Source organism: Brevundimonas sp., from assembly GCF_050729455.1.
GTDB lineage: Bacteria > Pseudomonadota > Alphaproteobacteria > Caulobacterales > Caulobacteraceae > Brevundimonas.
Window position 1 is genome coordinate 38210 of the sequence record NZ_JBOHLI010000006.1, and the last position, 20142, is coordinate 58351.

Genomic DNA, 20142 nt, shown 5'->3' on the forward strand with positions numbered 1-20142 from the left:
GGGCGGTTCGATTGTGCGTCAGCCGGGCAAAATGAGCACGATCGTCGCCAGCGCCAGGGTGCCGATCAGCAGGGCCGACAGGGCGGCCACGGCCGCCACGCGCGGCCCGGCGCGGACCACGGCGCGCGGATCGACCATCAGGCCCAGACCGGCCATGGCGACCAGGGTCATGGCGGTGACCCCGGCCTGCAGCGGGGGCAGGACGACCTCGGGGATCAGACCGGCCGAGCGCAGCCCCATCAGGATCAGGAAGACGATGATGAACCAGGGGGCCATGTGGTGCAGCCTGGGTCGCCGGGCGCCTTCCACCCGGCCTGAACGCATCAGGCCCAGCACCAGACAGACCGGGCCCAGCATCAGGACGCGGACCAGCTTGACCACGGCGCCGGTCTGGACGGCCAACAGCCCGGCGGGGGCGGCGGCGGCCAGGACCTGCGGCACGGCATAGACGGTCAGGCCGGCCAGGACGCCGACGCGGGCAGCGTCAAAGCCCATCAGCGCCCCGACGACGGGGACCAGCAGGACCACGAGGATGCCCAGGACGGCGGTGAAGCCGATGGCGGCGGCCACGTCCTCGCCCTCGGCCTCGATCACCGGAGCGACGGCGGCGATGGCCGAGTTGCCGCAGATGGCGTTGCCGCAGGCGACCAGCAGGGCCATGGCGGGCGGCAGGCCGAAGGCGCGGCCCAGGGCGTAGCCGCCGCCGATGGCCAGGGCGACGACGCCGACGATGGCCAGCAGCATGAGGGGGCCGAGCGCCATGACGGCGGCGCCGGACACCGTTGCGCCCAGCAGGGCGACGGCGACCTCCAGCAAGGTCTTGGCGCTGAACTGGATGCCCGGCGTCCAGACGCTGGACGGCGCCCAGAACAGCCGCAAACCCGCGCCCATCAGGATGGCCAGCACCAGCCCTTCGATCCACGGATGGCCGAACAGGGCGGTCTCGATGATCTGAAGGCCGAAGGCGACCACGCCGATGCTTGCGCTCAGCAGGACGCCGGGCAGCAGGCGGGCCAATCCGCGCAGGGGGGCGTGCAGCGCGCCGGTCAGGCTGGGGTGGGCGTGGGCGGAATGGTGGGCCGTCGACATGACGCCGCATCATCTGCTCCGTCATCTGATCGTTCCAACGGATAGTTCTGGACTTAACAATCGAGAAAAACGATTGATTGGCCATGACCCTGGAACAACTCCGCATCTTCGTCGCCGTGGCCGAGCGTCTGCACATGACGCGGGCGGCCGAGGCGCTGAACCTGACCCAGTCGGCGGTCAGCGCGGCGGTCGCGGCTCTGGAGGCGCGACACGGGACCCAGCTGTTCGACCGTGTCGGCCGGGGGCTGGCCCTGAACGCGGCGGGCGCCGCCTTCCTGCCCGAGGCCCGCGCCGTTCTGGCCCAGGCCGAGGCGGCGGAACAGGCGCTGGACGATCTGGCGGGGCTGAGGCGCGGCTCGGTGCGGCTGTTCGCCAGCCAGACCATCGCCGCCTACTGGCTGCCGCCGAGGATGGCGGCCTTCGCCCGGGCCCATCCCGAGATCCAGTTGCATCTGGACATCGGCAATACGCACCGGGTGGTCGAGGCGGTGCTGGCGGGCGAGGCGGAGCTGGGCCTGATCGAGGGGGCGTTCGAGGCGTCGAGGGTCGAGAAGGTGCGGATCGACGCCGACCGGCTGGTGGTGGTGGCGGCGCCGGGGCATCCGCTGGCGGGGCGGGACGAGCCCTTGTCGGCGGCGGAGCTGAAGGCGCTGGACTGGGCCTTGCGCGAGGAGGGGTCGGGCACCCGCAGCGAGTTCGAGGCCGCCTTGCCGCGCGGCGTCGCGGCGGGATTGCGGGCCGTTCTGACCCTGCCGTCCAACGAGGCCATCCTGTCGGCGGTGGCGGCGGGGGGGCTGGTCACGGCGATTTCGGAACTGGCCGCCCAGCCCCTGATCGAGGCGGGGCGGCTGGTTCGTTTGCCGCTCGATCTGCCCGAGCGGCCGTTTCATCTGCTGCGCCACCGCGAGCGGCGGCCCAGTAGAGCGGCGGAAGCTTTTGCTTCCGCGCTCTAGGGGAAGCACGGAGGCTTTCGCCTCCGTGCTTTAGTCAGACCTTGGCCGAGCGGCTGCGGATCCAGGAATAGAGGGCGAAGGTAAGGACGGCGAAGGCCGCCAGACCCGCCCACATGGCCGGCCAGGCGCTGCCCTCGGGCAGCAGGGCGAAGGGGGCTTCGTCGCGGGTGCTGACGATGACGGCGGCGGTGAAGACGCCGAACAGGCTTTCGCCGACGATAAGCCCCGAGGCCAGCAGCACGCCCATGCGACGGCCGACGTCGGCGAAGCGGGTCGTGGCGATCCACCTGTCATAGGCCCAGCCGCAGACGGCGCCGACGACCAGCATGGTGGTGACGGCGGCCGGCAGATAGACGCCGATGCCGGCGGCCAGCGGCGGCAGCTTGACCTTGTCCTTGGTGGCGCCGCGCAGGACGACGTCGAGGATGATGACGCCGACGCCGACCAGGGCGCCGAGGCCGATCAGGTCCCAGCGCAGTTCGCCGCTGATGACGCCCTTGGCCAGGGCCGAGATCAGGGTGGCCTGGGGCGCGGCCAGGGTCTGCGAGCCCTCGACGATGGCGGGCGGGCCGCCTTCGAAGCCGAAGGCCTGGTTCATCATGTCCAGGACGAAGGGGATGACCAGGGCGCCGGCGACGACGCCGACCAGAAGCGCCGTCTGCTGACGCCAGGGCGTGGCCTCGACCAGTTGGCCGGTCTTGAGGTCCTGCAGGTTGTCGTTGGAGATGACGGCCACGGCGAAGACCACGGCGGTGACGATCAGGGCGAAGGCGATGATCGACGGATCGGCGGGCACGCCGGCGATGGCCATGACGCCCAGCATCAGCAGGGAGGCGATGATGATGGCCAGGATGCCGACGCCCGAGACCGGGCTGTTCGACGAACCGATCAGGCCGGCCATGTAGCCGCAGATGGCGGCCACGGCGAAGCCGATGACCACGACGTAGATCAGGCCGCCGACGACCAGCAGCGGGGTCGAACCGGCCAGGGCCGTGCCCTGGGCGAAGACGGCCAGCAGGACGGCGATGCCGACCAGGGCGGCGACGGACAGCAGGCCGACGATCTTGATCGGGATGTCCTGCTCGGTGCGGTCCAGAACCTCGCCCTGGGCGCGCTTGGCCTGGGCGGCGACAGCCGAGGCCAGGCCGGCGACCAGGGGCTGGGCCAGCTTGGCCAGGGTCCACAGGGCGGCCACGCCGATGACGCCGGCGCCGATGAAGCGGACTTCCCTGGCCCAGACGGTCATGGCCAGTTCCTCGGCGGGCGCGCCGGCCGGCAGGCTGGCGGCGATGGACGGCACGCCGTGGGCCGTGGCCCAGGCCACGAACTCGGGCGAGGTCAGGATGGGCACGAAGATCAGCCAGGCCAGGATCAGGCCGAACAGCTGGGTCAGGCCGACGGCCAGACCGATCAGATGGCCGGCGCCCAGAAGGGCGAACTGCATGGAGAAGCCGACGCCGGTGGCGCCGCCGCCGAGCGCGGCGGGCAGGCGCAGGAAGGCGACGGTTTCGGCGGCGAAGACGCGCGCGGCGGCCAGGAAGGCGAAGAAGGCCGAGGCGACGGCGCTGCCGATGACCACGAACAGGCCAGAGCGGTTCTCGCGCACGGCTTCGGCGGATTCATCGGCACCGGGCGATCCGACCTTGAGCACCTCGGCGGCGGCGACGCCTTCGGGGTAGGGCAGGCCGCCCTGCACCACCAGGGTCCGGCGCAGCGGAATGGAGAAGGTCACGCCCAGCACGCCGCCGAGCACGCAGATGGCCACCGACTCCCAGAAGGGGAAGTTCATCCACCAGCCGATCATGACCAGACCGGGCAGGACGAAGATGATCGAGCTCATGGCGCCGCCGACCGAGGCGACGGTCTGGACCGTCATGTTCTCCCAGATGGTCGAGCCCTTGAAGGCGCGCAGCAGGGCCATCGAAATGACCGCCGCCGGGATGGCCGAGGCGAAGGTCAGCCCGACCTTCAGGCCCAGATAGGTGTTGGCCGCTGTAAACACCGCCGCCAGCAAGCAGCCCAGGATCAGGGCGCGGAGGGTCAGTTCGATGCGTTCGCCGGCGCCGGCGGGTTTGTCTGTCATGCAGGGTTCTTTCCGTTGTCGCGCCGGAGGTAAGCCGGAAAGCGCAGCCGTGACAACGGGTCGCGTTTCCCACGTTGCGCCCAAGCGGGTCAGATTGGGCGAACCCCGCCCCTTCTCTCGCGCCGTATCAGGCTCTACCTCTTTCCTCATGCCCGAATTGCCCGAAGTCGAAACCGTGCGGCGTGGTCTGGAGCCGGTGCTGGAGGGGGCGCGGCTGACGGCAGCGCGTCAGAACCGGCCGGATCTGCGCTTTCCCTTTCCCGAGCGGTTCACTGAGCGGCTGGACGGGGCGACGGTGCTGCGGCTGGACCGGCGGGCCAAGTATTTGCTGTTTCCGCTGTCGACGGGCGAGACCTGGGTGACGCATCTGGGCATGACCGGGCGGTTCACCCTGGAGGACGCGGCGCCGGGCAAGCACGAGCACATGAGCCTGACGGCCGAGCGAGGCGGGGTGCTGACCCGGTTGGGCTACGCCGACGCGCGGCGCTTCGGCTTCATGGGGCTGATTTCGACCGAGGCGGTCGAGGGGCACGCCTGGTTCGCGGGGCTGGGGCCGGAGCCCTTGGGCAACGCCTTCTCCGCCACCCATCTGGCCGAGGCCTTCGCGGGCAAGGCGCAGAACATCAAGGTCAGTCTGCTGGACCAGAGGATCGTGGCCGGGCTGGGCAATATCTATGTGTGCGAGGCGCTCTATCGCGCCCGCATCTCGCCGCTGACCCCGGCGGGCAAGGTCAGCCGGCCCCGGCTGGAGCGGCTGGCGACCGAGGTGAGGAACGTCCTGGCCGACGCCATCGCGGCGGGCGGCTCGACCCTGAAGGACTTCGCCAACGTCGAGGGCGGGCAGGGCTATTTCCAGCACCGCTTCGACGTCTATGGCCGCGAGGGCGCGCCGTGTCGGACCGAGGGCTGTTCCGGCGTGATCCGGCGCGTGGTTCAGGGCGGACGCTCGACCTTCTTCTGTCCGGTCTGCCAGAAGACGTGACGTGTCTGGTAAATTGGACGTGATGTAAAAAATAATAGACATTATGTCTGCGTGATGTGACATTCGCTCCGCGACAGCAGCGAGGAGCGCGTCATGAGCTTTCGCGAGAAGCATCTGTGGGTGGCCATCGTCGCCGGGCTGGCGGTCTGGGGCGTCTATGGCTGGAAGTTTCTTGAGCGGGTGCTGGCCAGGGGGCTGAAACAGGCCGACTTCGCCGCCGACATGGGCGGGCTCTTCGTCCTGGGGCTCGTGGCGGTGGTGGTGCTGGAAACGGGGCTGACGGCCCTGGCCATGCTGACGACGTCCAAGGCCGAGCGCCGGGCGCGGGACGAGCGCGAGGGGCTGGCGACGCTGCAGGCCAGCCATGTCTCGCTGATGTTGCTGATCGGTCTGCTGGTGACGGTGGCCAGCGTCGCCTACGGCGTCGGCTTCTGGGGCGGCGTGAGGCCCGAGGGGCTGGCGCGGTGGATGATCCCCGGCAATGGTCTGGTGGTGCTGGCCAATGCGGTGCTGGGCTGCATCATGCTGTCGGAACTGGCGCGCTGGGCCCTGTGTCTGACCCTGCTGAAGCGGGGGCGGTGATGGGCAAGGCGCCGCCCCCCATCAGGAACCGCATCCGTGAACTGCGCTTCCACGCCGGGGAAATGACCCAGGCCGATCTGGCCGCGCGCATCGGCATGACGCGCCAGACCATCGTGGCCATGGAGCAGGGCAAGTACTCGCCCAGCCTGGAGGCCGCCTTCCGCATCGCCCAGGTCTTCGGCGTCGAGATCGGCGAGGTGTTCCAGTGGGAGGGCTGAGGCGCTAGACCTCCTGCGAACAGATATAGTGAGGAGCGCCTGATGGCCGACGCCTATTCCACCCTGCTGATTGAACGCCATGCCGAGGGCTATGCGGTCGTCACCCTGAACCGGCCCGAGGCGCTGAATGCGCTGAACACCACCCTGACGGGCGAGCTGGGCGACTTCCTCGAGAGCGTGGCCGACGACGACAGCGTGCGCTGCATCGTCCTGACCGGCTCGGTGAAGGCCTTCGCGGCCGGGGCCGACATCAAGGAGATGGCGGATCAGGCCTATGCCGACATGTATCGCGGCAACTTCTTCGCCCGCGCCCATGACCGGGTGGCGAGCTTCCGCAAGCCGATCATCGCCGCGGTGTCGGGCTATGCCCTCGGCGGCGGCTGCGAGCTGGCCATGCTGTGCGACTTCATCATCGCCTCGGAGACGGCCAAGTTCGGCCAGCCCGAGATCAACCTGGGCGTGGCGCCCGGCATCGGCGGTTCGCAGCGCCTGACCCGCGCCGTGGGCAAGGCCAAGGCGATGGACATGTGCCTGACCGGCCGGATGATGGACGCCGCCGAGGCCGAGCGCGCCGGTCTGGTTTCGCGCGTGGTGGCGGCCGACGTCCTGCTGGACGAGGCGCGGGCGACGGCGGCCAAGATCGCCGGGCAGTCGATCCTGGCGGTCATGGCCAACAAGGAGCTGGTCAACGCCGCCTTCGAGACGACCCTGGCGCAAGGGGTGGTGTTCGAGCGCCGCCTGTTCCACTCCCTGTTCGCCTTCGAGGACCAGAAGGAGGGGATGGCCGCCTTCGTCGAGAAGCGCAAACCCGCCTTCACGGGGCGCTAGGAGCCTTGTCCGTCGCGGGCGTGATGTTGGTGCTGACCGCGGTCGCGGCGGCTCTGACTCACGCCTTGGGATATGGGCGCTGGGCGAAATGGGCGGCCGTCGGCGGGCTGGGGGCGATCCTGGTCGGCTGGGTGGTCGTCTTTGTCCTGTGGGGCGGGGTGAAGGAGGGTTTCGGCTCGCGTGAGCATCAGTGGGGTATGGCGATGGGGTTGCTGGTTGTCGGCGGAACCTTCGCGGCGTGCTGGCTCGCCGGCGGTTTTCTGGGCGCCCTTGCGGGTTGGGGCTGGCGCAAACTTGAGTCGGAGTCGCGTTGACCGCTCAGAGCCTTTCCGCTATAGCCGCGCGCTCTTGAGATTTCCTCGCCGTGGACGTGGGTTCGCGGCGTTTTCGTTCGAAGGTTTTACCCGATGGCCAACAATGCAGGCGCCCGCAAGGCGATCCGCAAGATCGAAGCGCGGACCGAAGTAAACAAGGCCCGCCGTACCCGCGTCCGTACTTACCTGCGTAAGTTCCAGGAAGCCCTGACGGGTGGCGACGCCGCCGCCGCCAAGGCCGCCTTCATCACGGCCCAGTCGGAACTGATGCGCGCCGTGTCGAAGGGCGTGGTTCACAAGAACACCGGCTCGCGCAAGGTTTCGCGCCTGGCCGCCCAGCTGAAGAAGCTGTCGGCCGCCTGATCGGGGGCGTCGGGACGGGCTTTCACGCCTTTGTCAAACGACGTCATTTGATGGGTTCGGACTACCCGTAACAGGGTTGTCGCAAGAAAATCTAACGATTTCAACGGCGAGGAAGCGCAAGCTCCCTCGCCGTCTTGCTGTCCGGCGCTAAGTGCCCGACGGAATCCGGCGTTCGGAAATGGGGCGAAATCGCCATTTTCCTAAGCGTGGCCGAGGTTTGCCGGAGTCAAACAATTTAAGTGCGAATCTCGACTCGAATCAGCGTTGATCTCCGCCGCGCTGTGCGTAAGTTCGAGGGGTAACGCACTTCCATCCGGTCTGGATGAAGGCGAGGGAAATCAAAGGTTTCCCTCGGCGGGAGATGTCTGTCTGTGAGTACGACCCCACTCGCGAAGCCTGGCTTCGCGGGGCAGGAGAAGTCGTCCCGGATTTGACGGCTTCGAAGGGCGTTCGTTCGGTGGACCAAAACTTAACTCTGGCGGGTGTCTGAGAATGATCGGGGGCGCAGTAATGACGGGCATGACGGATCCTGACCGTATCTGGAGCGAGGCGGCGGGCCGCCTGAAGACCGAGATCGGCGACGGGCCCTTCAGCAGCTATATCGCGCCCTCGGCCGTGCGTCTGGATGCGAACGGCAACCTGATCCTGGTGACGCCGACCGCCTATGCGCGGGACTGGGTGCGCAAGAACGCCCTGCGTCGCATGAACGAGCTGTGGCTGGGCCTGGACGGCCTGTCGCGTCGTCTGGACGTGCGTTGCCGCGCCGAGGTGGGCTCGATCCCGCCGGCGACCGCCTTCCCCGCCGGCGAGGCCCCGCGCCTGGCCTCGGTGGGCGGCGTGGCGGCTCCGCAGCCGGTCTCGGCCATGCCTGCGTCTTCCTTCGCGCCCTCGACCGACGGCGCCCGCGCCGTCCGCGCCGCCGGCCTGCAAGAGCGCCTGACCTTCGACAGCTTCGTCGAGGGCCAGGGCAACGCCTTCGCCCTGGCGATCGCCAGGCAGGTGGCCAGCTGGGCCGACGGCCACTTCAACCCGGTCTTCTTCTGCGGCCCCTACGGCTACGGCAAGACCCACCTGCTGAACGCCATCGCCTGGGAGGCGCAGCGCCTGCGCCCCGACGCCAAGGTGGTCTATCTGACCGCCGAGCGCTTCCTCTCGACCTTCGTGCGCGCCATGCAGGACCGCTCGACCGCGGCCTTCAAGGAAAGCCTGCGCTCGGCCGACATGCTGCTGCTGGACGACGTCCAGTTCGTCGGCGGCAAGACCTCGACCCAGGAAGAACTGCTCAACACCCTGACGTCCCTGATCGAGGACGGCAAACGCATCGTCCTGTCGGCCGACCGCGCCCCGACCGCCCTGACCGACGTCGAGCCGCGCCTGCGCAGCCACCTGGCCGCCGGCCTGACCTGCCCGGTCGAAGCCGCCGACCGCACGCTGAAGATCGCCGTGGCCCAGTCACGTCTGAACGCCCTGGCCAAGCTGGGCGTCGTTTCGGGCGAGGCCCGCGCCGACGTTCTGGAACATCTGGTGGACCGCACCCCCGGCTCGATGCGCGAGCTGGAAGGCGCGGTGAACACCCTGGCCGCCGTCGCCGGCGCCCGCCTGTCGGCCCTGACGGTCGACGAGGCCCAGAGCCTGCTGGGCGTCGCCCTGCGCGGCGGGCCCGAGCGCCGCATCACGGTGGACGAGATCCAGAAGACGGTCGCCGACCACTTCAACCTGAAGCAGGCCGATCTGCTGAGCGAGCGTCGCACCCGCGCCATCGCCCGCCCGCGCCAGATCGCCATGTATCTGTGCAAGCAGCACACGACCCGCTCCTATCCCGACATCGGCCGTCGCTTCGGTGGGCGCGATCACACGACCGTCCTGCACGGCGTGCGCAAGATCGAAGAGCTGATGCCGAAGGAAGAGCAGATCGCTCGCGACGTGGAAGCCCTGACGCGCAAGCTGCGCGGATAAAAAGGGAAGTGACGCGCAAGCGGCGCGGCTAGACCCTCGTTTCGCTCACCCCGGCGAAGGCCGGGGCCCAGATTGTAAGGCGCGCCGTTTTGCGGGGGGAGGCTGCTGTTTGGCCCTCATAGCCAGCCGCGGCGTCTGCATCTGGATCCCGGCCTTCGCCGGGATGAGCGGGTTCAGGGGTTTTGGCCTGTGGATAGCGGGGGCAGACGTCGTCGGATGTCGGCCCCCCGTTGCCCCGGCCGCTCAATGCGCTAGTGTTCCAGCCCATCCTTACGGCGACGCTGATAAAGGCGTCGCGGCCCGGGCGAGACCACATGCAGCTGACCATCGAACGTTCCGCGCTCCTGAAGGCCCTCGGGCACGTTCAGAGCGTGGTCGAGCGCCGCAACACCATTCCGATCCTGTCGAACGTGCTGCTGAGCGCCGGGCGCGACCGCCTGTCCTTCGCCGCCACCGACCTCGACATGGAGATGGTCGACGAGGCCGAGGCCCAGGTGAACGTCGAGGGCCAGATCACGGCCCCGGCCCACACCCTGTATGAAATCGTCAAGAAGCTGCCGGACGGCGCCGAGGTCTCGCTGACCTATTCGGGCGATGATCCGCGTCTGCTGATCTCGGCCGGGCGTTCGCGCTTCAACCTGCCGGTGCTGCCGGCGGGCGACTTCCCGGTCATGTCCACGGAGACCTCGGGCGCGCGCTACACCCTGCCCAAGGAAGATCTGGCCCGTCTGATCGACAAGACCCGCTTCGCCGTCTCGACCGAGGAGACGCGCTATTATCTGAACGGCCTCTATCTGCACACGGTGGCCGAGGGCGGGATTCCCCTGCTGCGCGCGGTGGCCACCGACGGCCACCGCCTGGCCCTGGCCGAGACCCCGGCGCCGGAAGGCGCGGCGGGCGGCCCCGGCGTCATCGTGCCGCGCAAGACTGTGGATCAGGTCCGTCGTCTGCTGGACGACGGCGCCGGTCCGGTCGAGGTCCAGGTCTCGGCCCAGAAGATCCGCTTCGAGTTCGGCGAGGCCAGCCTGACCTCCAAGGTCATCGACGGCGCCTTCCCCGACTATCTGCGCGTCATTCCCAAGGGCAATGACAAGCAGGCCGACATCGACAACGCCCTGTTCGCCAAGGCCGTCGACCGCGTGGCCACCATCTCGGCCGAGAAGAGCCGCTCGGTGAAGCTGGCCTTCGACAACGACCGGGTGAAGCTGACCGTGCGCAACATGGAAGCCGGTCAGGCCGAGGAGGAGGTCGAGATCGGCTATTCCGAGGAGCCGTTCGAAATCGGCTTCAACGCCCGCTACCTGCTGGACGTCGCCGGCCAGATCACCGGCGAAACCGCCCACTTCAAGTTCGCCGACCCGGCGTCGCCGACCCTGGTGCTCGACCCCGCCGATGTGGGCGTGCAGTACGTGCTGATGCCGCTGCGGGTGTAGGTGTGCGCTTTGCGGCTCTTCTCTTGGCCTCCGCCAGCTTGTCAGCAGGCGTGGCGGTGGCTCAGGACGAAGCGCCGCAGTCGTCTATCAATCTGCGCGGCGTCTGTGCGGCGCTCAGCTTTGCGGAAGCGGACTTCAGCGCTGACTGTCAGGGTTCGGTGCTCGTCAGGAGTTACGTCGATGGTCGAGCCAGCGTCGCTTTCGCCATTACGCCGGAATGCTGCGCCCTAAGTTTTGAGGGCGACGGGAGGGCGCGAATCTCGGACGGCGCTGTCATTATGCAACCGATTGATCGGGTCTTACTTTTCAGGGCGGGAGGTCCTCCTGTCCAGGTGGAGGGGACTGGCGGGTGCCGCTGGAGCAGCTTCGCTGCGGGTGTCACGACGGTGGACTGCTCGTTGGTCGATCGCGATGGAAAGTCGACGAGAGGTCTTTTCCAGACAGACGGCTCCGAACTGGACGTGCAACGCTTCTAGGTCTCGGCTTTCGCCGGGATGAGCGGATTTATGTAACCTCCTTGATCACCTCCCTCGCCCTCACCGACTTCCGTTCCTATGCGAGCGCCAGCCTGCCGGTTTCCGGCGGGGCCGTGGTGCTGCATGGGCCGAACGGGGCGGGCAAGACCAATCTGCTGGAGGCGATCAGCCTGCTGACCCCCGGCAAGGGGCTGCGCGGGGCGACGGCGCAGGAGATGGGGCGGCGCGAGCCGGGCGAGGCCACAGGCCGGGCCTGGGCCGTCATGGTGACGCTGGATGAAGACGGCGAAGAGGTGCGTCTGGGCACGGGCGTGCAGACGCCGGGCGCGGCGCGGCGGATCGTCCGCATCGACGGCGAGACGGCCCCGCCGGGACGGCTGCTGGATCACCTGCGCCCGGTCTGGGCCACGCCTGAGCAGGACCGGCTGTTTTCCGACGCGCGGGCGGGGCGGTTGCGGTTCTTTGACCGCCTGGTGTTCGCAGCCGATCCCGACCATGCGGCCACGGTCTCGACCTATGAAAAGGCCCTGCGCGAGCGGCTGAAGCTGCTGACCGACGGGGCGGAGGGAAGACCCGCCGATCCCCTGTGGCTGGACGCGCTGGAGGCGCGGCTGTCCGAGGCCGGGGCGCGGGCGGCGACGGCGCGGACGCGGGCGCTGGCGGCGCTGCAGGCGGGCATCGACGCGCGCGACGACCGGCCCTTTCCCCAGGCTGATCTGGGTCTGACCGGTCCGGCCGAGGAGATGGCGGCGACGGGGGTGGACGAGGCGGACATCCTGTCCATGCTGGGCGAGGGCTTCATGCGGGCGCGGGGGCGCGACGCGGCGGCGGGGCGCAGCCTGTTCGGGCCGCATCGCTCGGACCTGACGGCTATCCATCGCGAGAAGAACCGGCCCGCCGCCGAGGGCTCGTCGGGCGAGCAGAAGGCCCTGGTGCTGAACCTGATCCTGGCCCAGGTCGGGCGGTTGGCGGGTCAGGACGGGGGAGTGAAGGCGCAGCCCGTCCTGCTGCTGGACGAGGCTCCGGCCCATCTGGACGAGGCCCGCCGCGCCGCCCTGTTCGACGAGATCGAGGCCCTGGGCTTGCAGGCCTTCATGACCGGCACCGAGCGCAGTCTGTTCGCGGCGCTGGAAGGCCGGGCGCAGTTCGTTTCGGTGGAAGGCGGGGCGTTGCTTTCTCCTTCTCCCCTTGAGGGAGAAGGTGGCTCGCGCAGCGAGACGGATGAGGGGTGACGGCGGCGCCTTTTGGCGGTTTTGCTGGCCTGTTCTGCTGCTCCTGAAACCTCGCGCCGACACCCCTCATCCGAGCGCCTCCGGCGCCCACCTTCTCCCTCAAGGGGAGAAGGGGAAAGAGTGGCTTTTCCCGTCAAATTTCCTATATGTTATCGGCGTCGGGGCGCGGTGATTTGCGACCTGATGCGGACGGCTGAGAGGCCGTCTTTTCCCTGTCCGTCCGCGGACCCTGAGCCGACGTTTTCATGACCGACCAGACTGACGCCTCGCCGGAATACGGCGCTGATTCCATCAAGGTTCTCAAAGGCCTGGACGCGGTGCGCAAGCGCCCCGGCATGTATATCGGCGACACCGACGACGGCTCGGGCCTGCACCACATGGTCTATGAGGTGGTGGACAACGCCATCGACGAGGCCCTGGCCGGTCACGCCGACCTGGTGACGGTCACCCTGAACGAGGACGGTTCGGTCACCGTGACCGACAACGGGCGGGGCATCCCGACCGCCATCCACGCCGAGGAAGGCATTTCCGCCGCCGAGGTCATCATGACCCAGCTGCACGCCGGCGGTAAGTTCGACCAGAACTCCTACAAGGTGTCCGGCGGCCTGCACGGCGTGGGCGTGTCCGTGGTCAACGCCCTGTCCGACTGGCTGGAGCTGGTCGTCTATCGCGAAGGCAAGAAGCACACCGTCCGTTTCGAGCGCGGCGAGACGGTGCGTTCGCTGGCGGTCGTCGGCGACGCGCCGATGCGCGAGGACAAGGGCCGTCTGCTGACCGGCACCGAGGTCACCTTCTTCCCCTCGGTCACCACCTTCAGCCACATCGACTTCGACCTGAAGACGCTGGAGCATCGCCTGCGCGAGCTGGCCTTCCTGAACTCGGGCGTGGTCATCAAGCTGTCGGATCATCGCGGCGCCGAGCCGGTCGAGATCATGCTGCACTACGAGGGCGGCGTCGAAGCCTTCGTGCGCCACCTCGACAAGTCCAAGACGCCGATCCTGAAGGACGTCATCGTCATTCGCGGCCAGAAGGACGGCATCGAGCTGGACCTGGCCCTGTGGTGGAACGACAGCTACCACGAGACCATGCTGTGCTTCACCAACAACATCCCGCAGCGGGATGGGGGCACCCACCTGTCGGCCTTCCGCGCCAGCCTGACCCGCGTCATGGGCAGCTATATCGAGAGCTCGGGCCTGGCCAAGAAGGAGAAGGTCGCGCCGACCGGCGAGGACGCCCGCGAGGGCCTGACCTGCGTCCTGTCGGTCAAGGTGCCGGATCCCAAGTTCAGCTCGCAGACCAAGGACAAGCTGGTCTCGTCCGAGGTGCGCCCGGCGGTCGAGAACCTGTGCTCGGAAGGCCTGTCCACCTGGTTCGAGGAGCACCCGGTCGAGGCCAAGATGATCGTGTCCAAGATCATCGAAGCCGCCTCGGCCCGTGAAGCCGCCCGCAAGGCGCGCGACCTGACGCGGCGCAAGTCGGCGCTGGAAATCAGCAGCCTGCCCGGCAAGCTGGCCGACTGTCAGGAACGCGATCCGGCCAAGTCCGAACTGTTCATCGTCGAGGGCGATTCCGCCGGCGGCTCGGCCAAGCAGGCCCGCAACCGCGAGAACCAGGCCGTCCTGCCCCTGCGCGGCAAGATCCTCAACGTCGAGCGCGCGCGCTTTGACCGGATGCTGTCGTCGGAGCTGATCGGCACGCTGATCCTGGCCCTGGGCACCGGCATCGGCCGCGACGACTTCAACGCCGACAAGCTGCGCTATCACAAGATCATCCTGATGGCCGACGCCGACGTCGACGGCGCCCACATCCGCACCCTGCTGCTGACCTTCTTCTATCGTCAGATGCCGGAGCTGATCGAACGCGGCCACGTCTATATCGCCCAGCCGCCGCTCTATAAGGTGTCGAAGGGCAAGCAGCACCGCTACGTCAAGGACCAGGCGGAGATGGACGCCTACCTGATCGAGGAGGGCTGCGCCGACGCCGAACTGGACCTGTCGACCGGCGAGCGCCGCATGGGTCTGGACCTGCAGGCCCTGGTGCGCGAGGCCAAGGCCTTCAAGGCCCTGGTCGACCGTCTGGCCGCCCGCGCTCCGGCCTTCGCCATCGAGCAGGGGGCTCTGGCCGGCCTGTTCACCGAGGGCGGCGTCGAACTGGAAGCCCGCGCCGCCAGCGCCGCCGAACGCCTGAACCTCTACGCCGAAGAAGGCGACGGCCCCTGGTCGGGCGGTCGCGCCGAGCAGGGCGGGGTCATGTTCAGCCGCGTCCGTCGCGCCGTCACCGAAACCATCGTGCTGGACGAACAGCTGGGCCGCTCGCTGGACGCCCGCCGCCTGGCCGAACGCGCCGCTGTCTTCGAGGGCCTGTTCGACAAGCCCGCCGTCTATCGCCGCAAGGACAAGTCCACGACGATCCGCGGGCCTCTGGACCTGCTGAACGCCGTGCTGGACGCCGGCAAGAAGGGCATGGCCATCCAGCGCTACAAGGGTCTGGGCGAGATGAACCCCGAGCAGCTGTGGGAGACGACGCTGGACGTCAACGCCCGCACCCTGCTGCAGGTCAAGGTCGAGCACGGCGACGACGCCGACGACCTGTTCGCCAAGCTGATGGGCGACGTGGTCGAACCCCGCCGCGAGTTCATCCAGGACAACGCCCTGGACGCCGCCGTCGACGTCTGACGTTCAGTGTCCGCAAGGGGTGATTAGCGGTCCTGTCATCATCGTGTTAAGAGCCCCGCCCTTTATAGCGGCGGCGATGCCGCCAGAGTTTTTCAGACTTCAGGAGAAGCACACATGAGCAGGGTGCTGGTTATCGGGGCTGGCGGCGTCAGCTCGGTCGCCGTCCACAAGATGGCGATGAATGCGGACATCTTCTCGCACATCACGCTGGCGAGCCGGACGAAGTCGAAATGCGACGCCATCGCCGAGTCCGTGAAGTCGCGCTTTGGCGTGACCATCGACACGGCGGCGATCGACGCCGACGACGTCGCCGCGACCACGGCTCTGATTCAGGCCGTCAAGCCGGCCCTGGTGGTCAACCTGGCCCTGCCCTATCAGGACCTGGCCATCATGGACGCCTGTCTGGCCGCCGGCGTGAACTATCTCGACACGGCCAACTATGAGCCGCGCGACGAAGCCAAGTTCGAATACAAGTGGCAGTGGGCCTATCAGGAGCGCTTCAAGGAAGCCGGCCTGATGGCGCTGCTCGGCTCGGGCTTCGACCCGGGCGTGACCTCGGTCTTCGCCACCTACACCAAGAAGCACCTGCTGGACCGGATCGACACGCTCGACATCCTGGACTGCAACGGCGGCGACACGGGTCTGCCCTTCGCCACCAACTTCAACCCGGAAATCAACCTGCGCGAAGTGACCGCCAACTCGCGTCACTGGGAAAACGGCCAGTGGGTCGAGGGCCCGGCCCTGAGCCACAAGCAGGCCTTCGACTTCGAGGGCGTCGGTCAGAAGAACATGTACCTCATGTACCATGAGGAACTGGAGTCGCTGGCCAAGTTCTACCCGGAGATTAAGCGCATCCGCTTCTGGATGACCTTCGGCGACTCCTACCTGAAGCACCTGGAAGTGCTGGAAAACATCGGCATGACCTCGATCGAGCCGATGATGTTCCAGGGCCGCGAGATCATCCCGATCGAGTTCCTGAAGGCCCTGCTGCCGGAACCCGCCTCGCTGGGGCCGATCACCAAGGGCAAGACGAACATCGGCACCATCGCCACCGGCGAGAAGGACGGCGTCGCCAAGACCTTCTACGTCAAGAACATCTGCGACCACGAAGCCGCCTATGCCGAAACCGGCAACCAGGCCGTCAGCTACACCACGGGCGTTCCGGCCATGATCGGCGCGGCCATGATGCTGACCGGCAAGTGGTCGGGCGCCGGCGTCTTCAACATGGAGCAGCTGGACCCCGATCCCTTCATGGACATGCTGAACCAGCATGGCCTGCCGTGGACCGTCGAGGAGCTGGACGCTCCGCTGGCCTTCTAAGACCCGAGTAAGACCACATGGAAACCCAGCCCATGGAGACAAAGGCCGGTGATCCGGGCGCCTTCGCGCACTTCGACCTGAACCGTGTCGCCTCGCCCGCCTTCGTGGTGGACGAGGTCGCGGTGCGGCGCAATCTGGCCGTGCTGAAGGACGTGCGCGACCGGGGCAACGCGCGAGTGCTGCTGGCGCTCAAGGCCTTTTCCATGTGGTCGCTGGCGGACGTCGTCGGGGAATACCTCGACGGCGTCTGCGCCTCCGGTCTGTGGGAGGCGCGGCTGGCGCGCGAATTCTACAAGGGCGAACTGACCACCTATTCGCCCGCCTACAAGGCCGAGGATCTGCCCGAGATCCTGCGCCTGTCCGACCACGTCATCTTCAACTCGCCGGATCAGGTGGCGCGCTTCGCCGACCTGATCGCCGCCGCGCGTGCTGCGGGCGAGACCTTCGAGATCGGCCTGCGGCTGAACCCCGAACATTCCGAGGGCGAGGTCGCCAAATACGACCCGGCCCAGCCCTGCTCGCGCCTGGGCTTCCCGGTGTCGCAGCTGAAGCCCGAGCACATGCAGGGCGTCGACGGCCTGCACATCCACGCCCTGTGCGAACAGGATTTCGAGCCCCTGGCCCGCATCTGGGCGGCGGTGGAGCCCAGGCTCGCCCCCCTGCTGGACGGGGTGAAGTGGCTGAACCTCGGCGGCGGCCACCACGTGACCCGCGCCGACTATCAGACCGACCGTCTGGTCGCCTTCCTGAACGACGTGGCCGAACGCCACGGGGTGCAGGTCTATCTGGAGCCGGGCGAGGCCGTGGCCCTGGACGCCGGCGTCCTGATCGGCGAGGTGCTGGACGTCTTCGACAACGGCATGCCCATCGCCATCACCGACCTGTCGGCCACCTGCCACATGCCGGACGTGATCGAAGCCCCCTATCGCCCGGCCATGCTGCATGAGCCCCAAGAGGGCGTCGCCGTGCGCCTGGGCGGCCCGTCCTGCCTGGCCGGCGACATCATCGGCGACTACGTCTTCGCCCAGCGCCCTGTGCCCGGAACGCGCCTCGCCTTCCTGGATCAGGCCCACTATTCGATGGTGAAGACCAACACCTTCAACGGCGTGCCCCTGCCAGCCATCGCCCTGTGGAACAGCGCGACGGACGAACTGCGGATGGTTCGCGAGTTCGACTGGACGGAATTCCGCGACCGGCTGTCCTGACCCGATCCGGCCCGTGGCTCTCCTTGCCTAGGGCCGACCGAGACGGCGGTTACCGGCCGCGTCCGCCGTCGATGAAGGCCTTGATCGACGCGGCGTTGGCGCCGTCGGCGCGTGCGCCCTCGCAGGCTATGGCCTGCAGGAAGGACGCCAGGCTGTTCGGACGAATGTCGTCCCAGGCGGCATCTGGTTCCGGATAGCGCTCCAGCTCGGCCCCGTCGGGACCGTACTCGACCTCCACGATGATGCGCGACTGTTTGGCGCCGCAGCGGATTTCGTACTCGTCCACCTTGTGGCTGTAGTCGCCGGCGGGCGACTGTAGAGGTAGACGGGCCACGCGAACTCCAGTCGTGTCGCCCACGGTAGCGATGGCGGCGACGTCGGCGAGATAGACTATTCGAGCGTTCCGCGAAAAGGCGTTCCATTCCTCGGCGCCGGCCGCGCTGGCGGCTGACAGCGAGGCGAGGGCGGCGATGGTGGTCAGGATGACGAGTTTCATGTTTGGTCCTCCCCAGGATGAGCGGACTTCACACCTGAAATGTGCGAAACACAATGCCCTGGCGCGCCGAGAAATCGCCGTGATCGGACGGCAGGTTCAGGGCATGGCTCGACTGCTCCTGACGCTTGTTCTGCTGCTGGCCGCGCCGGGCGCGGCTCTCGCCCGAGAGCCTGCATCCTTCACCTCTGAACGGATCGTGGTCGAGACGCGTGGGGCGGGGCTGGACGCGATCCTGATCCCCGGCCTGGCCTCGACCTCGGCGGTGTGGGCGCGCACGGCGGCGGCCCTGGACGACCGCTATCGGGTGCACCTGGTGACGGTGCGAGGGTTCGGCGAGGTATCGGCCGAGGCCAACGGCTCCGGCCTGGTCGGCGGCCCGGCGGCGGCCGAGATCCGGCGCTATATCGCCGAACAGGGCCTGACGCGGCCCGCCGTCATCGGCCATTCGATGGGCGGGCAGATCGCCCTGAGGGTCGCCGCCGACGCGGGGCCGCGCATCGGTCGGGTCATGGTCGTGGACGCCTCGCCCTTCTTCCCGTCGCTGATCAGCGCGGGGGCGACGGCGGGGGATGTCGAGCCCCTGGCGCGGCTGGCCTATCAGGGCGTCCTGCTGTTCGGCGACGAGGCGCTGAAGACCCAGGCCGCAAGCCTGGGGGCGGACATGGGCGGGGCGGCGGACAACCTGTTCGGCACGCTTGGCTGGCAGGGCGGCGACCGGCGCACCCTGGCGCAGGGGCTGTATGAGGTGATGACCGTGGACCTGCGGTCGCGCCTGCCCGCCATCACAGCCCCGGTTACGGTCGTTTATGGCTGGAGCGCTGACGACCGCAGCCCGCGCAGCCACATCGACGGCCTGTTCCGCGCCGGCTACCGCTCGCTGCCGCGCCCGGCCGCCTTCGAGCGGATCGAAGGGGCCGAGCACATGGTCATGATCGACCAGCCGCGCCGCTTCCAGGCGGCGGTCGAGCGCTTCCTGCGCTGAGGCTTCGGCGCCGGAGCGGTGGTGGTCGCCTGCACGGTCGCGCTTGGGATTATGACGCGGCGCCGATCACCAGCTGGAGCGTGGCCGACGCCGGCGCGATCCGCACCTGTCGACCCCAACCGAAATCCAGATGATCCTGCTCGACGCCGTCGGCGAAGATCACGCCGCCGTCGTTCATCCGCGAGGTGATGATCAGGGCGGAGGCGGCGGACGCGAGCCCCGAGACGAGATCGGCCTGGGTCGCCACACTGGGCCAGGGTTCGCGGACCAGGAAGCCCAGTCGCTGATCCACCGGCGACAGCTTCATCTTTTTTCCGGTGGCGGTGAGGATGGAGCGGGCCCAGCCGGTCGCCCCGGTTCCGGTCGCAATGATGACGCCAGACGAAGAATGATCCTCACCTCGCCCATCGAACTCGATGCGGTAGCGAGCGGACTGATGCGAGCGGTGGCCGACGAAGATTTCGTTCAGGGCCGTGAGGGACTGGCCGTCGTCCAGAACGGCGCTGGCCATCGTGCGGGACTGGATTCGGGCGTCGCCCGATGCGACTGCGCGCAGGGCCTGGCGCGTCTGATCCGGCCTCAGGGTGACCAGGACGCCCTCGTTGACGTCCGGAGCCGGGTTGACGCCCAGAACCGGCTGGCCGGAGAGGTATTTGGACAGGTTGGCGACCAGTCCGTCCTGGCCCACAGCGACGATTACGTCTTCCGGCGTGAACAGGAAACGGTCGAGGTCGGCGCGCCCGACCCGCGCCACGCGCCAATCGTCGGGGACCGCCTGACGAACCGTGCGCACCACCTGGACAAAGGCTTCGTGCCGACGCTGGATGTCGTCGATGTCCTGGCCGCGCGTCTTCAGGAAGAAGCGCGCCTGCTCCCGCGTGGCGTGGGCGGCGAGCAGACGCTCCCAGTCGGTGTCGCGGGTGACCAGCACGGCGCGAGGCTGGAGGGTGGCCAC

General features: G+C 68.2%; 18 protein-coding genes. 14 read left to right on the forward strand and 4 right to left on the reverse strand.

Going from position 1 to position 20142, the window contains the following annotated elements; all coding sequences use genetic code 11:
- Window positions 1–18: 18 nt before the first annotated feature.
- Window positions 19–1089: a YeiH family protein gene (locus ACREEF_RS03090; RefSeq protein WP_431564144.1), complete on the reverse strand. Its 1071-nt coding sequence runs from the start codon at window positions 1087–1089 to the stop codon at window positions 19–21.
- An 83-nt stretch (window positions 1090–1172) separates the two neighbouring features.
- Here ACREEF_RS03090 and ACREEF_RS03095 point away from each other — a divergent pair, with 83 nt between their 5' ends.
- Complete coding sequence (locus tag ACREEF_RS03095) at window positions 1173–2042, forward strand: LysR family transcriptional regulator (protein WP_431564145.1); 870 nt, start codon at window positions 1173–1175, stop codon at window positions 2040–2042.
- A gap of 34 nt (window positions 2043–2076) precedes the next feature.
- Here ACREEF_RS03095 and ACREEF_RS03100 read toward each other — a convergent pair whose 3' ends face one another.
- Complete coding sequence (locus ACREEF_RS03100; protein ID WP_431564146.1) at window positions 2077–4125, reverse strand: OPT family oligopeptide transporter; 2049 nt, start codon at window positions 4123–4125, stop codon at window positions 2077–2079.
- Between the two features lie 148 nt (window positions 4126–4273).
- On the opposite strand from ACREEF_RS03100, the gene mutM reads away from it, so the two are divergent.
- From mutM to ACREEF_RS03160, 12 genes are all read left to right on the forward strand, one after another.
- Window positions 4274–5107, forward strand: a complete 834-nt coding sequence (gene mutM / locus ACREEF_RS03105; RefSeq protein ID WP_431564147.1) for a bifunctional DNA-formamidopyrimidine glycosylase/DNA-(apurinic or apyrimidinic site) lyase — start codon at window positions 4274–4276, stop codon at window positions 5105–5107.
- 93 nt (window positions 5108–5200) lie between these two features.
- Window positions 5201–5689, forward strand: coding sequence for a hypothetical protein (locus ACREEF_RS03110; protein WP_431564148.1), 489 nt, complete (start codon window positions 5201–5203; stop codon window positions 5687–5689).
- The gene (locus ACREEF_RS03115) at window positions 5659–5907 is read left to right on the forward strand and encodes a helix-turn-helix transcriptional regulator (protein WP_431564149.1); all 249 of its coding nucleotides are present in this window, start codon (window positions 5659–5661) and stop codon (window positions 5905–5907) included. The genes ACREEF_RS03110 and ACREEF_RS03115 overlap by 31 nt, the downstream gene beginning before the upstream one ends.
- A 42-nt stretch (window positions 5908–5949) precedes the next feature.
- Window positions 5950–6735, forward strand: coding sequence for an enoyl-CoA hydratase (locus tag ACREEF_RS03120; RefSeq protein ID WP_431564150.1), 786 nt, complete (start codon window positions 5950–5952; stop codon window positions 6733–6735).
- 5 nt (window positions 6736–6740) lie between these two features.
- Window positions 6741–7049, forward strand: a complete 309-nt coding sequence (locus ACREEF_RS03125; protein WP_431564151.1) for a hypothetical protein — start codon at window positions 6741–6743, stop codon at window positions 7047–7049.
- 93 nt (window positions 7050–7142) lie between these two features.
- Window positions 7143–7412 carry a 30S ribosomal protein S20 gene (gene rpsT, locus ACREEF_RS03130; RefSeq protein ID WP_114817932.1) on the forward strand — a complete coding sequence of 90 codons (270 nt, stop codon included), beginning with the start codon at window positions 7143–7145 and terminating at the stop codon, window positions 7410–7412.
- Between the two features lie 492 nt (window positions 7413–7904).
- Entirely contained in the window at window positions 7905–9368 is a 1464-nt protein-coding gene (gene dnaA, locus ACREEF_RS03135; RefSeq protein WP_431564152.1) for a chromosomal replication initiator protein DnaA, read from the forward strand.
- A gap of 314 nt (window positions 9369–9682) precedes the next feature.
- Window positions 9683–10801 (forward strand): DNA polymerase III subunit beta, encoded by a 1119-nt coding sequence (gene dnaN / locus ACREEF_RS03140; RefSeq protein ID WP_431564153.1) that lies wholly within the window; start codon window positions 9683–9685, stop codon window positions 10799–10801.
- A 517-nt stretch (window positions 10802–11318) separates the two neighbouring features.
- Window positions 11319–12509, forward strand: coding sequence for a DNA replication/repair protein RecF (gene recF, locus ACREEF_RS03145; protein ID WP_431564154.1), 1191 nt, complete (start codon window positions 11319–11321; stop codon window positions 12507–12509).
- Window positions 12510–12754: 245 nt separating this feature from the next.
- Window positions 12755–15184 carry a DNA topoisomerase (ATP-hydrolyzing) subunit B gene (gene gyrB / locus ACREEF_RS03150; RefSeq protein ID WP_431564155.1) on the forward strand — a complete coding sequence of 810 codons (2430 nt, stop codon included), beginning with the start codon at window positions 12755–12757 and terminating at the stop codon, window positions 15182–15184.
- Between the two features lie 114 nt (window positions 15185–15298).
- Complete coding sequence (locus ACREEF_RS03155) at window positions 15299–16504, forward strand: saccharopine dehydrogenase C-terminal domain-containing protein (protein ID WP_431564156.1); 1206 nt, start codon at window positions 15299–15301, stop codon at window positions 16502–16504.
- A gap of 17 nt (window positions 16505–16521) precedes the next feature.
- On the forward strand, window positions 16522–17709 hold the full coding sequence (locus tag ACREEF_RS03160) for a carboxynorspermidine decarboxylase (protein ID WP_431564157.1): 1188 nt from the start codon (window positions 16522–16524) through the stop codon (window positions 17707–17709).
- A 49-nt stretch (window positions 17710–17758) separates the two neighbouring features.
- On the opposite strand, the gene ACREEF_RS03165 is transcribed toward ACREEF_RS03160, so the two are convergent.
- Window positions 17759–18205, reverse strand: coding sequence for a surface-adhesin E family protein (locus tag ACREEF_RS03165; RefSeq protein ID WP_431564158.1), 447 nt, complete (start codon window positions 18203–18205; stop codon window positions 17759–17761).
- Between the two features lie 103 nt (window positions 18206–18308).
- Between ACREEF_RS03165 and ACREEF_RS03170 the strand changes: the two genes are divergently transcribed.
- A complete protein-coding gene (locus ACREEF_RS03170; protein ID WP_431564159.1) occupies window positions 18309–19187 on the forward strand; it encodes an alpha/beta fold hydrolase in 879 nt (292 codons plus the stop codon).
- Window positions 19188–19236: 49 nt separating this feature from the next.
- Here the strand turns inward: ACREEF_RS03170 and ACREEF_RS03175 are convergent, their stop codons facing one another.
- Window positions 19237–20142 carry a hypothetical protein gene (locus ACREEF_RS03175; RefSeq protein WP_431564160.1) on the reverse strand — a complete coding sequence of 302 codons (906 nt, stop codon included), beginning with the start codon at window positions 20140–20142 and terminating at the stop codon, window positions 19237–19239.